General features: G+C 46.2%; 9 protein-coding genes. 6 read left to right on the top strand and 3 right to left on the bottom strand.

What is annotated here, in order from left to right:
- The first annotated feature begins 64 nt into the window (after nt 1–64).
- The 6 genes from SCB77_RS16630 to SCB77_RS16655 all read left to right on the top strand — a co-directional run bounded on the left by SCB77_RS16630 (nt 65) and on the right by SCB77_RS16655 (nt 11,577).
- Nucleotides 65–3,199 carry a SusC/RagA family TonB-linked outer membrane protein gene (locus SCB77_RS16630; RefSeq protein WP_320183125.1) on the top strand — a complete coding sequence of 1,045 codons (3,135 nt, stop codon included), beginning with the start codon at nt 65–67 and terminating at the stop codon, nt 3,197–3,199.
- Between the two features lie 10 nt (nt 3,200–3,209).
- Nucleotides 3,210–4,820: a RagB/SusD family nutrient uptake outer membrane protein gene (locus SCB77_RS16635; protein ID WP_320183126.1), complete on the top strand. Its 1,611-nt coding sequence runs from the start codon at nt 3,210–3,212 to the stop codon at nt 4,818–4,820.
- A 21-nt stretch (nt 4,821–4,841) separates the two neighbouring features.
- A complete protein-coding gene (locus tag SCB77_RS16640; RefSeq protein WP_320183127.1) occupies nt 4,842–5,522 on the top strand; it encodes a hypothetical protein in 681 nt (226 codons plus the stop codon).
- A gap of 17 nt (nt 5,523–5,539) precedes the next feature.
- Entirely contained in the window at nt 5,540–6,529 is a 990-nt protein-coding gene (locus SCB77_RS16645) for a DUF5007 domain-containing protein (RefSeq protein WP_320183128.1), read from the top strand.
- Between the two features lie 255 nt (nt 6,530–6,784).
- The gene (locus tag SCB77_RS16650) at nt 6,785–10,081 is read left to right on the top strand and encodes a SusC/RagA family TonB-linked outer membrane protein (RefSeq protein ID WP_320183129.1); all 3,297 of its coding nucleotides are present in this window, start codon (nt 6,785–6,787) and stop codon (nt 10,079–10,081) included.
- Between the two features lie 11 nt (nt 10,082–10,092).
- Nucleotides 10,093–11,577 (top strand): SusD/RagB family nutrient-binding outer membrane lipoprotein, encoded by a 1,485-nt coding sequence (locus tag SCB77_RS16655; protein ID WP_320183130.1) that lies wholly within the window; start codon nt 10,093–10,095, stop codon nt 11,575–11,577.
- Nucleotides 11,578–11,653: 76 nt separating this feature from the next.
- Here SCB77_RS16655 and SCB77_RS16660 read toward each other — a convergent pair whose 3' ends face one another.
- The 3 genes from SCB77_RS16660 to SCB77_RS16670 all read right to left on the bottom strand — a co-directional run bounded on the left by SCB77_RS16660 (nt 11,654) and on the right by SCB77_RS16670 (nt 15,691).
- Nucleotides 11,654–12,199, bottom strand: coding sequence for a hypothetical protein (locus SCB77_RS16660; RefSeq protein ID WP_320183131.1), 546 nt, complete (start codon nt 12,197–12,199; stop codon nt 11,654–11,656).
- A 4-nt stretch (nt 12,200–12,203) separates the two neighbouring features.
- Nucleotides 12,204–12,818, bottom strand: coding sequence for a hypothetical protein (locus SCB77_RS16665; protein WP_320183132.1), 615 nt, complete (start codon nt 12,816–12,818; stop codon nt 12,204–12,206).
- Between the two features lie 152 nt (nt 12,819–12,970).
- Nucleotides 12,971–15,691, bottom strand: a complete 2,721-nt coding sequence (locus SCB77_RS16670) for a DUF5695 domain-containing protein (protein WP_320183133.1) — start codon at nt 15,689–15,691, stop codon at nt 12,971–12,973.
- Nucleotides 15,692–15,708: the final 17 nt, after the last annotated feature.

Genomic DNA, 15,708 nt, shown 5'->3' on the forward strand with positions numbered 1-15,708 from the left:
GCAAGCTCTTTTTCGCCACCTATATTTGGTTAATTAATAACTACTAACTACCTAACTAGCCACTATGAAAATTATAGTCTCACTATGGATTTCGGTTTTGGTGTCGGTCAATGTGTATGCGCAACAAATTCGGGGAACAGTTCTAGATCAGAACAAGTCACCGATAGCGGGAGCATCCGTAAAAAACCTCAGCACCTCATTAACAACACAAACCGATCAAAAGGGCGAATTTGCCCTCACTGCCAATGGGCAGCAAATTTTGGAAATCTCTTCCATCGGGTATGAGAAGAAACAGGTGTCAGCGGGTCAGGTGCCGCTGGTCATCACCCTTACTGAAACACTCAGTACCTTGGAGGAAGCCGTGGTTATCGGTTACCAAACGGTAAGCCGTAAGAAAGCCACCGCAGCAATCTCTAGTATCTCGGGAAAAGATTTGGAGAATTTGCCCGCCGCCAGTTTTGATATGCTCCTGCAAGGGCGTTTAGCTGGTGTAAATGTGCAGAATTTCTCGGGAGCGCCCGGCGCTTCACCTACCTTGGCGGTGCGTGGTACCTCTGCGGTAAGCACGCAGTACTCAGGTGATGACTACTATAACGTTATCAGCAGCCCTTTGTATGTTATCGATGGTGTGCCACAGCCTACCGAACAATTCGTTGGTCCAAATACCGGAACAGGTACGAACTACCTAGCGGGTCTTAATCCCAATGATATCGAATCGGTAGATGTGTTGCGGGATGCCTCTGCGGCGGCGATCTATGGATCAAGAGCGGCCAATGGTGTGGTGATGATTACCACCAAGAAAGGTAGAACAGGGGAGCCGCGCGTTATGGTTACCGGCTACACCGGCGTAACGCAAAGGCCCGAACTACGGGACGTTACCTTAGGTGCCTTGGAGCGCAGACAGAAGTTGGAGATCCTGAATCGTCAATTGACCTACAACGACCTGCGTAATATGCCACGATTGTTAACGGACTCGTTGAATCCGGCCTTTAATGGTAATACCGATTGGCAAGATCTTTTCTACCAAAAGGGAAGTGTCAGTAATGCCAATCTTTCCTTGTCTGGTGGTGGAAACTCGACAACCTATCGCTTCAGCGGTGATATGTTCGATGAACAGGGTATTGTGAAAGCTACCGGCTTCAAACGGTATAATGGTCGCTTGACCCTATCGACGAAAGCCTTGAATGAAAGGTTGACGATCAATCCTAACGTTTCTTACTCGTACAACTCGAGAGATCGTGGTAATGGCAGTAATACCAGTCCAATAGCTTTGGGTGCTGGGAACATGCCGACCTCTTTGTTGAACCTGTCCCAATCCAAAAGAGAGTTTTTGTTGGGGCAGTACAGCTCGAACTTGGACGTGAACGAGAATACCAACTTGAACGTTAACCTAAACCTCAGCTTACTATTGGCTCCAGGCTTAACTTTTACTTCACAGTCTGCCTACATTGCTAATGACGCGAAGCGCGATTACAACCGCCCTAGTGAGTTGATGAGTGGTGCGGGAAATTACTCGTCATCGACAGCCTACGGCGATGCACAACTTCGTATATCGAACATTTTGAGCTACTCCAATACGTTCGGAAAACATTCCGTAAGTGCACTTATTGGACAGGAGGCAGAGAAGAACAGGATCGAATCGGTGAGTGCATGGGGTAGTTTAGGGGTTTCTGACCAGATTCAAGTGGTCAATGGATTCCTGCAGAACAACATCGGTGCCTACTCCGATCTGCAACGCTACTCCTTATTGTCTTACCTAGGTCGTTTTTCCTATGATTACGATAGCAAATACCTATTTTCTGGAGCGTTTCGTACCGATGGATCTTCTCGCTTTGGAGAAAACAATAAATGGGGTTACTTTCCGTCGGCTTCGGTGGGCTGGATCCTTACCGAGGAGGAGTTCTTGAAAGAGTCTTCTTGGTTGACCTTGTTGAAGATCCGCGGAAGCTATGGTTTGACCGGTGCGTTGCCGCCAAGCAACTATTTGCAGTACAATCTTTATAATGTAAATGCTGGAGGTTTCTCCGGTAATGGTGGTGCAGCTTCGTACAACGGACAAGTGGTGATCATGCCTAATTTCAATAATGGTGTGGCGCAGAAAAACCTGAGCTGGCAGAAAAACAGACAGTGGAACCTCGGGGTAGATATGGAGCTGTATCGTGGTCGATTCACGATGATGGTGGATTTATTTAACAAAGAAAACTACGACGGGCTGTTTGATGTGCAGTTGCCATTGACCACCGGTTACGATATCGCGCAGACAAACTCTGTCGCTATCCGTAACTCGGGTGTGGATATTCAATTTTCCGCAGATGTGCTTCCGCGCGATTCTAAATTTAGCTGGCGGTCGAACTTCAACATCTCCTATGTGAAAAACCGTATCATGAACCTGCCGAATGGCGGTCGTGATCTGATCATGGAGGGAGATCGTTTTGATAAGTCACATATTCTATCTGTGGGTTCGCCGATCAATGCATTCTACCTATACAAAACCTTGGGCGTGTTCAGTACCGTGGACGATATTCCGGTAAATCCGTATACAGGTGAACGTTTCCGTAATTCAAACGGCACCTTTGGAGCAGGTGATTTTCAGTTTGCAGATCTTGATGGAGATTACTTTATCGATATTTTCAATAGCGGTATCAACCCCGATAAAATGCCTATTGGTGATCCGAATTTCAAATGGGTCGGTGGATGGAACAACGTGCTTTCTTACAAAAACATATCGTTGACCTTTATGTTCACCTATGGCTTTGATCGTGATGTATTGAACTTGTTCGAAGCGGATCAATTCTCGAACTCTACTTCCGGAAATGCACTTTCCAATTTTGTGTACTACTCCACACCAGATTTGGATAAGCTGAACATTTGGAGACAACCCGGCGATCAGGCTGAATATGCAAAATATGATTTAGGTACTTATCGCTACTATTACACGTCGGCGCAGACATTTTTCTTAGAAAGTGGATCCTACTTAAGATGGAAGAACTTTATTGCTTCCTACAATTTGCCGACCAACCTGCTTAAGCGATTGTCTATATCAAACCTGCGTGTTTTCGGTATCATGGACAACGTCTTGATGTGGCAAAAATCCAAAAAGCTTCCTGATGCAGAAGCGGTAAGCCCTTATGGTGAATATAATGGTGGCGGATACCCGATTCCGCGGAAATATACATTAGGTTTAGAAATAACACTTTAACACAGTGAACATGAATAAGATTTTATATGCTGTAGCCCGCTGCCTATTGGTGGCAACTACGATGCTATCCGTATCATGCAAGGACTTTTTGATAGAGGAACCTGTAAACTCGACCTATTCCGAGGCCTTCTGGAAAAGTTCTCGCGATTTAAGCAGTGCATTGGCCGGAAATTATGCGCTTGTCAGAAGCGTGATAAGCTCTGGTAACGGCGGTGGCCCTCGCTATTTTATGTATGGCGATGCCGTTGCAAGATATTATTTCACCCTGCAATATACGGGAGATGGTTTAGAGGGAATTCAAACGGGTGATTACACGTTCCAGTATAATGTGGAGAGTTTCGGTGATTGGCGTGGGTATTACAAAGCGGTTACCATGAGCAACATCATTTTGAACCGTGTGCCTAAAATAGATAACGCGCTGCTGACCGATTTGGCAAACCCAGAAAAATTTAAGAACGAAATCATGGGCGAAGCTTACTTCTTGCGTGCCTTGGTTTACTTTATGATGGTGCGCAACTGGGGTGATGTGCCTATCGTGACCGAAGAATACGAAGATCCGATATCCGCACCTGAACTTGCGCGTAGTCCGAAAGCCGAAGTAATGGCTTTGATTGAAGCTGACTGTAAAAAGGCTTTGGAGCTGTTAGATTGGAATTATACATCTTTGGGCGATGCAAAGGTTACTGCAAACAAAGGATCTGTAGAGGCCTTGTTGGCACATCTTTACCTTTGGCGTGCAACAACGACCGACGTCACAACGGATCAGCCTAATATGCAGGACGTTTTGGCTGCCGAAACGGCGATCGATGCGATCACGACAAATGGTATGTATAGCCAAACGGACACGGCAAATTATTACAGCACATTTATTGGGAAGTCCAGAGAAGGGATTTTCGAAATCGCCATCAACGATGATGTACGCGAAGGAAGTAATGCGCATATCGGTAACATGTTCTTGCGTACGTCTCACATTCAATACTATGGCACAAACTCTCGTGCTTATGTGAATTTGGATTATTTTTCCGATCACTTCTACAAATTTGATAAAGTTTGGAACTGGTACTGGAATGCAACCATAGGTCAGTGGGAATGGCGTGAGGGTGACGTGAAGGTTGTTGATGATAAGGATGTTCGTTTACGGAAGAATTTTACAGATATGGCGACCGATCGTCCAACTTGTATTAAGTATAGCAATGTTTCTTATAGAAATACGGCGCAGAACCAAGACGCCTACCTCAGCAACAACATTATTATATTCCGATTGAGTGATATGTTGCTGTTGAAAGCCGAGATTGCACTATACAAAGGTAATACGTTGGCAGCAATCAATATCATCAACTCCTTCCGTACGCGCAATGGAGCCGATCCGACAGCAATGTTGCCTACTACCTTATCCAAAGACGAAGTATTGTACGAGTATGCATTGGAACGTGGTAAGGAGATGTATTTAGAAGGACACTTGATGTATGATCTGATCCGGACCAGACAGTATGCAAATTTCGTGTCTTGGTTATCGGAAAGTCGATTCAGACAAGAAGGCTTCTACTGGCCGGTGAGTCCTGATCTGTTCCGAAACAATAACAAACTGACGCAGACGACCTATTGGAGAGGAAAGGTTTAATGCTATTTAAACATGAAAGATATGAAAAAATTAATCTTACTAATGGTACTGGCAGTAACGGCTTATGCTTGTCAGAAAGACGATTATAAAAAAGATGGAGGCCAGAGTGATCCTCATGTAAATATGACGACCTACGATTTCTTGAAAAGTCATGGTAGTTTTGATTCGTTGGTGCGGATGATCGATCATGCCGGAATCAAGGATATCGTAAACTCGGATGTGACCTTTTTCGTGACCACAGACTATGGTGCACGGGATTATGTCGCTGCAAAAAAGCAGGAGAAGATTGTGCAGGTTGGTAATGAAAATATTTCTTTTTCGATTACCGATATTCCTGCCCAGCAGCTGCGCGATTCGATGATGATGTACTTGTTTGACGGTGATCTGAACCGTGATAAATTGAGCACGGAGAACACCTACTACACGTCCAAGTTAGGTAATATTCCCGATGTTCGTTTTAACATCAAATTACGTAGAACACGTGATTTTAACACGTATTTAGATTACGTGGATTACGTAAATTTTACCAAAGTGATCAAAACTTTGGACGAAGAAGAGGCCGATTACAATGCTATACCTGATGCGGAACTGGATCGCTCTTTTGATTGCCAAACGTCTGGGCTGATCACCACAACCGGCATTGTGCATGTGTTGGACAACTCGCACAGACTATTTTTTAACCGAGGCAAAATGGCTCAGTAATTTAACGGATAAAGATTATGAAAACTATTATAAAGACGATACTCGCCGTGCCACTGGCCTCGGTTATGCTGTTTTCCTGTTCGAAGATCGAGAATGGATTCCAAAGCGATAATATTCGATATAAATCCAATGTGATCTTTTGTAAACGTGGTATGTCGCTCACGATGTCTGACCGGATCAATGCGGACGGTTCAACGCCGCCTTATAACTTTGAAATGATGAACCTGCGGGATGCTTCAACGGGGCAGGCTGCACCAGCCGAGTTCTTTACGGACTATGAAATGTTGGTATTCAAAGACGGAATGGTATTCAACGCCGAAACCGATACCACGGTTGAACTGTTGAATAAAAAGCGCGAAACGGTAAGCAGGCCACCCATGGAGTTTAATCCGGTGAGCGGACAGCTGATCTTTAACCGTGCCTCGGCCAATCTTCCTTTGGGACGCTACGCTTTCGATGTGAACTTTACCAATACCCGCGGTGCAAAACTATTCGAGAACTTGGCTACCATTGAGATTGTGGATCCAACGATTGAAGATATGTTTGAAGTTACCTACCAGGCGGCAACAGGTTCCAGTGCTAGTGAAGTGTTCACGACGACCACCGCACCGCGCCTCAGCTGTCGGAAAGTGTCCAATGAAGGGGCGCGTGTGATCTTGAAGATCATTGATAAAAATGGGAACGCTTTTAATCCTAGAGCCGGCGAGATCGTAAAACGCGGTGACCGCCCCATGTTTGAGTCGCATGTGAAATTCAACCCGGTCGTCACAACCGATACGGCGTTGATCTGTGATTTTGAAGTGGCTCCTTTTCCGCTTACGAAATTGATCGCTAGTAATGGCACGGACTGGGGGTATCTAAATTATTACCGTATTCCGATGGCTTATGCATCGATCGACAACCTGCCTAATAATAACGTCAATCCGGTGTTTGGTTTCCGCGTGTTGATGGAAGGTACGTATATCGTGGAGGTAAGGCTTCCAAGCGTTACCCGTGTGCCCAGATAATATTGTTTAGTTAGTCTAGTTGGGCCGCCTATTTTAAATAGCGCGGCCTTTTTTTGCTTTGGTGTCTCTTGTTGATTGTGTTGGTTTCTGTTTAGCTTGTTGTTTTTAGTTGTTTTAGCACTTTTTTTTGTTTAAAAACCTGCTATTGGTTAATATTTGTATTTTATTTATCAAAAATAGGTAGCTAAATCGTGTTTTATCTGTCTAGATTAGTTTTTGTTAAATGTTGATTGACTAACTAAACGATAAGATTGCATGAACAGACGAAAAATTGCTTTTTTAGCAGCAAGTCTTTTCTTTTCTACAGCCTTGTTTGCGCAAACGCAGTTGAAAGGGAGAGTAGTGGATGAAAAAGGTGTGCCCATTGCTGGTGTAACCGTCACGTTAAAAGATGGGACGGCCACACAAAGTGGTACCAATGGTGAATTTACGATTACCTACAAACAGGCTGGTCCATTGCGCCTGTCTGCGGTGGGGTATGGGCAAAAGGAGGTGGATCTTTCTAGCCAAACAACGGTGGAAGTGATCTTAAATGCTGATAGTGAAGGATTGGAAGAAGTTGTGGTGACAGCTTTAGGTCTTTCCCGCGAAAAGAGATCCTTGGGCTATGCGATTCAAGAATTGAAAGGTACTGAACTTACGCAGACCAACCAACAGAATGTGCTCAACTCGATGTCCGGTAAGATATCCGGCATGCAGGTTACCGCTGCTAGCGGCGCCGTTGGTGCGGGCAGTCGGGTCGTGCTACGTGGAAATAACTCCTTTGGCAATAACCAGCCTTTGTTCGTGATCGACGGGGTGCCTGTCAGTAACTTCTCAACCGATGTGGGCTCTGGCGGCTCCGTGGATTATGGTACAGGCATAGGTGATATCGATCCGAATAATATAGAGTCGGTATCGGTGCTAAAGGGAGCAAACGCTGCGGCACTTTATGGGCAACTGGCCGGAAATGGTGTCATTATTATCACCACCAAGAATGGAAAAGGAGCTACATCCCCAGTTATTTCTTATTCCGGAGGGATCTCTTTTGAGAATCCTTACATCCTACCACGCTACCAAAATAGCTACGGACAGGGTAAATACGGCGAGGAATATCTATGGAAGTTATACCAGCAAGGTGACTTGCAACTCTCGGATATCGGATCGTCCAATAGTTTAAATCCAACGACCTATCAGGAGTGGGCCGAACAGATTGGCTTCCGTTATGTCGACGGATTGGGGAATGGCGTAAACGATGGTGTGGACGAAAGCTGGGGCCCGCGTTTGGATGCTGGACTTCTGCTACCGCAGTACAATAGCCCACTGGATGCAAACGGAAACAGAACAGCTACACCTTGGGTGTCCAATCCAAGTAACGTGCGCGACTTCTTCCAAACTGGCCACACGATGGACCACAGCGTATCCTTAAGTTCTGCTTTCGGTAAAGGAACAAGTCGCCTGTCGCTCGGTAATCAGAAGCAGGCCGGCACCGTTCCCAATACCGATCAAGATCGCTATACCGTCTCGCTAAATGCTACGCAGCAACTGACCGATAAGCTGGAGGTCAATGCTGTCATGAACTACGTGCGCTTGGAGAACGATAATTTGATTGGACAGGGCTATAACAGTTTTAACCCTATGCAGTCCATAGGCGGTTGGTTCGGCCGTCAGGTCAATATCAAAGACTTGAAGGCCAATTGGGATTCGGAGTTCGAAAATGGGTTTCCCTACAACTGGAACAATAATTTCCATGACAACCCTTTCTTCAACACCAACAACAATACCAACTCCCGTTATAAAGACCGTTTGTTCGGAAACGTGAACGCTTCGTATAATTTCCATAAATGGTTCAAAGCGATGTTGCGGGTCGGTAACGACTGGTCTTACGAGAAGCGTATGGCGCTGACGTACAACAAGTCCAACTCGACGTTAACAAGCATGGCAAACCGTACCTGGGGCGGCGGCAAGTTTCGTCAATCCAATTACGGGCTGAACGAGCTTAATGCGGACCTGATCTTGACAGGTTCTGGTAATATCTATCCGAAATTAAACCTGTCTTATACTGTCGGGGGCAACTACCGCGACTACAAGTATAGTTATGATTTAATGGGCGCCGATCAGCTGACGGTTCCGAATTTGTTCCGCATAGGAAATACCAAAGGATCGCCGGTTACGGACATGTCTACCCAGCACCTGCGCTCCAACAGTTTGTTTGGTCAGGTTTCTGTCGGTTATGACGATGCCCTTTACTTGGATCTGACAGCAAGAAATGACTGGAACTCGACCTTGCCGGCCAACAACCTTTCCTACTTTTTTCCTTCGGCCAGTTTAAGTTGGATATTCAGCAAGTCATTGAACATCAATCCTGAAATTCTAAGTTTTGGAAAGATCCGTGGTAGCTGGGCCTCGGTAGGTAAAGGTGCGGGTAATGCCTATTATACGCAGGGGACATATGTGCCCAACACGGCGGCATTCAACGGAGTAAGCTTGTACAGCATCAGCAGTATACTGCCACCGCTTAATCTTTTGCCCGAGCGTGCAAATAGTTTGGAGATAGGTGCAGAGCTACGTTTCTTGAATGATCGTATCGGGTTAGACTTGACTTACTATGACAAAAAGAGTCTCGATCAGATTATGCAGGTTGATATCTCCGGAGCAACAGGCTTTGGCTCGCTTCGCCTAAATGCTGGTGAAATACAAAATAGAGGTATAGAAGCGCAGCTTAATCTGGGTATCCTGCGTAATCCGGAAGGTCTGCAATGGGATATGAATGTCAATTGGGCGAAAAATACAAGCGTGGTGAATGAGTTGTATACAGATCCGAACACGCAACAGGCATTGGAGTCGTTCAATATCACTTCCGCCTGGAGTATGACGGTAGATGCAATTCCAGGGCGCCCCTTTGGCGTGATGCGCGGAACGGCATTCCAGCGCGATGAATCGGGTGCTATTTTGGTTGGTACGGATGGTCTTCCCAAGTATACATCCTCACCACAAGAGTTGGGAAACATTACTCCAGACTGGGTAGGTGGTATAAACAATCGTTTTACATATAAGGATTTTAGATTGAGCTTCTTGATCGATATGCGCAAAGGAGGTGATGTATTCAGTGTTACCCAGTGGTTTGGGTTACAGTCTGGCGTATTAGAGGAAACCGTTAAAGGTGGAATCCGTGAAAACGGCATGGTGCTCGGTCAGGATTACATGAGCGATGAGCGCTTTGTGATGGAAAATGGCCAGCAGAATGATATTCGTGTTGGCGCACGTGATTACTTTCAGAGTCTTTGGGGAGGTCGCGAAACAGGTATCATAGACGGAAGCTTTGTGAAGTTGCGGCAGATCGAGTTGGGGTATGACTTTCCTCAGCATCTATTCAGCAATTGGAAAATTGTCAAACGAGCTGGTGTTTCTCTTTTCGCCCACAATGTGGCCTTGCTCTACACCTCGAAAAGCAATTTTGCACATATCGATCCAGAAACTGGATTTGGTGTGGGCAATGATGGGGTCGGCATCGAGCAATACCAGATACCGTCGAACCGAAGCATCGGGATGAAACTAAACTTAACCTTTTAATTGCGGAAGACATGAACAACACTATATTTCGAACATTTAAAAAATGGAATAAATCGACCTTGCTCTTAGGGCTTGCAGGCTTGGCATTGACGCAGGCATGTACCAAAGACTTTGACGCCATCAATACGAACCCCAATCAGCCAGTAGAGGCGCCCATGACCAACGTATTGGCCTATGTGCTGCAAGATTTTTCAGCAAATTTTTACGATGCTTGGGGGAATATGAACGAGCCGTCGACTTATAGCGGGCATCTGGGTAAGATTGCTTATATCGATGAAGCGCGTTATATGTTTAGAAGCGGTACAATCTCTGACCTTTGGAATAAATTCTACCGCGATGTGAAAAATGCACAATTGGTAATCGATCGTGCAGAAGCTGAAGGAGCAACGAACATGCGTGCTGTGGCACTCACGTTTCAAGCCTACATGTGGCAGCTGGGAACGGATCGTTGGCGAGATATGCCTTTTACGGAAGCTATCCGTGGCGATGAGGGCTTCGTGACGCCGAAGTATGATCGTCAAGAGGATATTTATCCTGCTATCATCGCACAGTTGGAACAGGCGGCCGACTTGTTCGCTGAAGGATCAAGCGATCAGTTGGGAGATGGTGACCTCCTTTTCGGGGGCGATGTGGAAAAATGGCGTAAATTCTGTAACGCATTGCGCCTACGCGTTGCATTGCGCTTATCTGCGGTGGATGCTGCTGGCTCACAGAGTACCGTGCAACAGATCTTTGCCGATCCGCAGAAATATCCCCTTATGGAATCGAATAGTGATAATGCCTATTTCTATTGGGTGGGGAGTAACCCTTATGTAGAGCCATGGAACAATGATTCTCGAACACGCGATGATCATGGTGTTAGCGTTAATATTGTGGATACCTTGAAGAAATATGCAGATCCGCGATTGGCGGTGTATGCGAAGCCCGCACCGTCAGATGGTGAATATCGCGGTGTAATTATCGGTCCAGCAAGTTCGCCTACGGTGTCGCTTTACTCCCGTATTGGTGCTCGTTTCCGAGACGATGCCGCAGGCTTTAGCCCATTTATGAACTATGCCGAGCTCAATTTCGTGATAGCCGAGTTGGCGCAAAAAGGTTGGAGTACCGGAAGTATCACCGCACAGGAGGCTTATGAACAGGGGATTACGGCATCGTTCCAAGAGAACGGGCTTTCCGCCGCACAGTCTTCGGCCTACCTCAGCGCGCCGATAGTGGCCTGGGGTAATCGCCCAGCGCAGATTCACCTGCAAAAATGGTTAGCGCTATTTAAGAATGGTCATGAAGCTTGGTCGGAAATGCGCCGAACGGATTTTCCATTGTTACCCGCAGCTACAGGATCTGCTTTTCCGGGACACAACAGGCCGCCATTGCGCTACCCATATCCTGCAGAAGAAACAACCTTGAATGGACAGAACAGCGCGGCTTCAAGAGCTGACGTGGACGATAATTTCTGGGGAAAGCAAATGTGGTGGGATCAACGAACCGGAGTCAACTAGACTGCTGACGCTGATCTGATCTATAGCCATCGCCTTTCACGGGCGATGGCTTTTTCGTTCTAAGTGACGAGTAGAATCAATCCGTTAGTTGTGAAGGTATGTTTAAAATCACCTCTTTAGAAAATGAAAAGCGAATGTTGTCCGAATTTTTTCCTGATAGGTGGAAGGTGGTTATTCCTGGCTCGAAATTGCAACGCGAAAGAATTTCATCGGTAAAGTTTATTGATAACATCGCAGCAGCATAATCGTCTCTGAAATCACGACTGTCGCTAGGAAATAGATCCTGCAGTATGTCCCGTCCTATAGTAATCTCCTCGCCATCAATTTTCATCGGTCGATCCATCGTTACCGTTATCGAAGCTTGATCGATAGCGTTTACATAGGTATTGCTCATATCTCTGCGAAATGCATATGCTGTGGGCATAATTTGCCAACGGCTTCCAAGGCTTAGCGTTTCAAACTCCACACGCATGGAAAATGGCGCCCTAATATGGTCTGCTTCGGAATCTACAGGAACAAGATGTTGTATGCTGAAGATGCCATTTTCGGTGATTACCGTAAGGTTAGGCTCGCAAGACAGTATAGGCAATATCAAAAATAGAAGGATATATACTTTTTTCATAGCTTTAGTTGATGGTAAAATTAAAGAAGCCTCCTTGTGATTTTCTTCTAAGCGGAGCGGGGTTTGAAATCTGATACACCGTGTGGCCTGTGCCATCTGTGCGGTAGGAAGTGGCTTGATATTGCATAAAATCGTTGTAGTAACCAACATGAATGATGCCGCCAAATGGAAAGCGGATAGCCAAGCCAAAGGATCCACCGCCCGTAAAGCTATGTCGCGCCGTTCGCTCACCGTACAAACTTCCTGCACGTGCTTCAACCATCGGGCTAAACCGCTTTTTTTCGTTGAAATAATACCGGAAAGAACTACTTAGTACCAGTTTTGTTTCCTTTTTTAGAAAGATGTTATCGGCAGCTAGCGATCCCTTATATGTTTTTTGATGCGTGTTCATATGGCTGGTACCTAGCCGAACACCAAGCCATATTTTGGGATGTATGACATAATGCATCGCTACTGCGGGACTAATAAGTAGGTATTCGTCCGTGTAGTTGCCTATCTTAAAATCATAACCTATCCGGAATTTTTTGTACCGATCGATGCTGTCTTTCTCTTGTGCGAAGCAAAAGCAGCTACAGCAGGATGTTATTGCACATAGCAATGTTAATAAAATGGTTTTCATGGTATAAGCAAATATAGTGTATGTAATAGATTTTGGAAAAATTAATTACATGAAATAACGAGATCAGCCTTATCCACACGCTGGCGAAAAAAAAAACGTGCCCTCCGGGAGGAGTGGCACGCTTACAGTTAAAACTAGAAAATAAACAATATTTATTTGCCGACCTTGACGAGTTTAACCGTTGCGGTCTGGCCAGGAATCACATATCGTCCCTGTTGATCTTTTTGTGCGTCTTTTATGGCATAGCCGCTCGTTGCCGATAGGTTTAGCAAGGTTGCAGGCGTAAAGGCCGGATTGTCAACGCTAAGCTGCAGCTCTATCTCTTTGCTCTTCGTGTCGTAGCTCAAGGAAGCGATCTTGCCGGCATCGGTAGTTAGCCAAAGTTTTTCTTCGGCAAGGAATACGCGTCCTTTGGAAGCTGTTTTTACATCGACTTTTATCTTGTCCTTTTCTTGGTTTAAGCTGCCGCTAAAGGCCAACCAACCAAATTCTGGATGTCGAATAATGTACGTGCCCGAGTTGACGGCATAGCCGTAGAAGCCCGTGCCATAATCGCCAGATATTCCATCGTTTGCCAAAGTAGAGGGGTAAGAGTGGAAAGCGCCAGGGGCAAATCCATCCTCTGTTACGTTTGCCAATGCACCCATCATGCCGGCGTGTCCTACACGCAACAGATAGAAATCGTCTGGATGTTCACGGTAGTCCGTTAATACCGGAATAGCATTCAAGGCCGAACCATAATGGTGAATCTGCCGTTCGATACGCGCTAGCTTTCCTCCATAAACAAAGTCCCAGTATCTTCTAGCGCTACCGTTGTAACCCCAGTGTGGCACAGTAGGCATATAAGCCAAAATCGCATTTAAAGTAACCTGCGCCTTCTCGTCAAAGCCAAAGTATTTAGACCATACATACACTTCTTCTTGGCCAGTCGAGTCCCAAGGCATTTCACTGCCGAATGGATAGTTCAGCGTTTTCCAGTGCAGGGCCCTTTCTTTCATCAAGGCTTCTAGTTTTTGCGCCGATTCGTTAAGCCCTTCCTTCTTAAGATCCATCAGGATCAAGAGAAAGACACTGCCTTCCATCTGCCCAAACTGCGCATAGTGTGGAGCCTTCTCAACCATGGCAACGGTTGTCTGAAAAGCGCGATCGAGGTAGGTTTGCCATGTCTCTTCCGGTACCAATTGTTGGTAGTTTCGCGCTAGACGATAGAGCACCCAATGGGCTGCTGCAACGTGTGGATAGTTGTAGGAACGACCAATATTGTCGGCCTCTTTTTTCGGCCATGCTGCCCAAGTTTTGTAATTGATGGCATCGCTGTATGTTCCTTTGGGAAGGGAGTCAGGCTCATAGTAAAAAAGGCTCTTCACAACAGCGTATTTGTTCTTTCCTTCCTTGTGCTGTATACGTCCAAACATGGTTTCATTGGCGAATCGTTTCAGCTTGTTGATTTCCTCCACGTTGGGCTGCAAAAGTTGTTTCATGATGGCCGCCAACCAGCTGGCAGCACCCGCTTCGTCGCTGAGGCCTGCAAACCAGGCATTCTGGTGCTGTGTGACCGGCGTTTTCGTCTCGTAGTCGTAGGTAATAACGGATGGCGAACGTCCAAAAGGATCGTTGGGATTCTCATACCATTGCGCTGTTGTCAAGAAGTGGCCAAGGTCTTTTACGACCTCCTCCTCAGGCTTAATAACTTTGTATTGTATGGTCTGTACCAAGCCGTCTGCGTAGGTAATTTGCAAACGGGAGCGTCCCCAAGTATTGCCCTTTACGGTATAGCTAGCCCATTTGCCGGCCGTTTGTGGCTGCGCTTCCACCGATAGCGACCCCGAAGGGAAAACAGCAATGTTTTTTACCTTTTTACCGTATTTCAGGAAGAGTTTTGCAGGATTGTCCATCGGTAGCAAGTAACCAGGGGCGCCGACAGCTACGGGTCTGTTTTGTCGAACAAGCTCTTCCTCGATCTGCTTAATGCTTGGTGCCAGCACAAAGCGTACGGCAAAGCTCTTTGATTCACCAGGCTTTAATGTGGTCGATGTTGGGTCGTTCCACTGCTGTACACCCTTCCAATCTGTTTCTGCATAGGCCTTGCTATGTATTGTCCACTCGTGAAAGCCTTCAAAAGTAATGCTACGCGGAGTAGGGTCGCTGTTTAACGGGCTGTAGGCCTCGAAAGCGGCATTTTCCTGCGGAATGACCAGTAGGCTTGGTCCACGGCCGTGTAGGCGGTTGACTTGTAGATAGCCCGCATCCTTACCTATATAAGGATCGAAGAATACATTGTCGGCATGCGCGCTGTCGAGATTCTTCCAATCCATGTTGTTGTTGAAGATCATTGGGATGCCCAAGGCTCCAATTTCATAGGTCTCTTTGGTGCCGTTTTTGATTTGAAAACGAAGAACTAAATCGCCATCTTTATTTTCCCAAGACCGTGTAATTTGCAAAGGGATGCCGCCTAAACTGGCGCTGATGTCGGCTGCAGCCAATGTTTTTCCCGATGCCTTAAGTGGACTCACCGCCTGACGCTCCTTCGCCGAGGAGTAAGCTGTCCATGCAGAAGAACCAGCCGTGCGGATGGAAAGATTGATGTCGCCTAGGTGAAAGAATTTATTACGATCTCGTTTGTCCAACAACTCGTCTGGTGTGTAGTCAAATTGTGCATCGTCTTTCAACTTCAGGGAAGCTACCGTCTGCGATGCTGTCAGAATCTGTAATTTAAGTTTGGAAAGCTGGAAGCTATTGCTCCCTTTTTCGATGCCCAAGGTGGCCGGTTGTTTCTTTACCTGCTCCCAAAATGGATTTTGTGCGTACACACTGCCGCTAAATGGTGCCTGTAATAGCAGGAGGACTAGTGGAACTTTGATTGCTTTACGCATATGCATGATTTATTTTG

The sequence above is a fragment of the Sphingobacterium bambusae genome, assembly GCF_033955345.1.
In the GTDB taxonomy this organism is placed as follows: Bacteria; Bacteroidota; Bacteroidia; order Sphingobacteriales; family Sphingobacteriaceae; genus Sphingobacterium; species Sphingobacterium bambusae.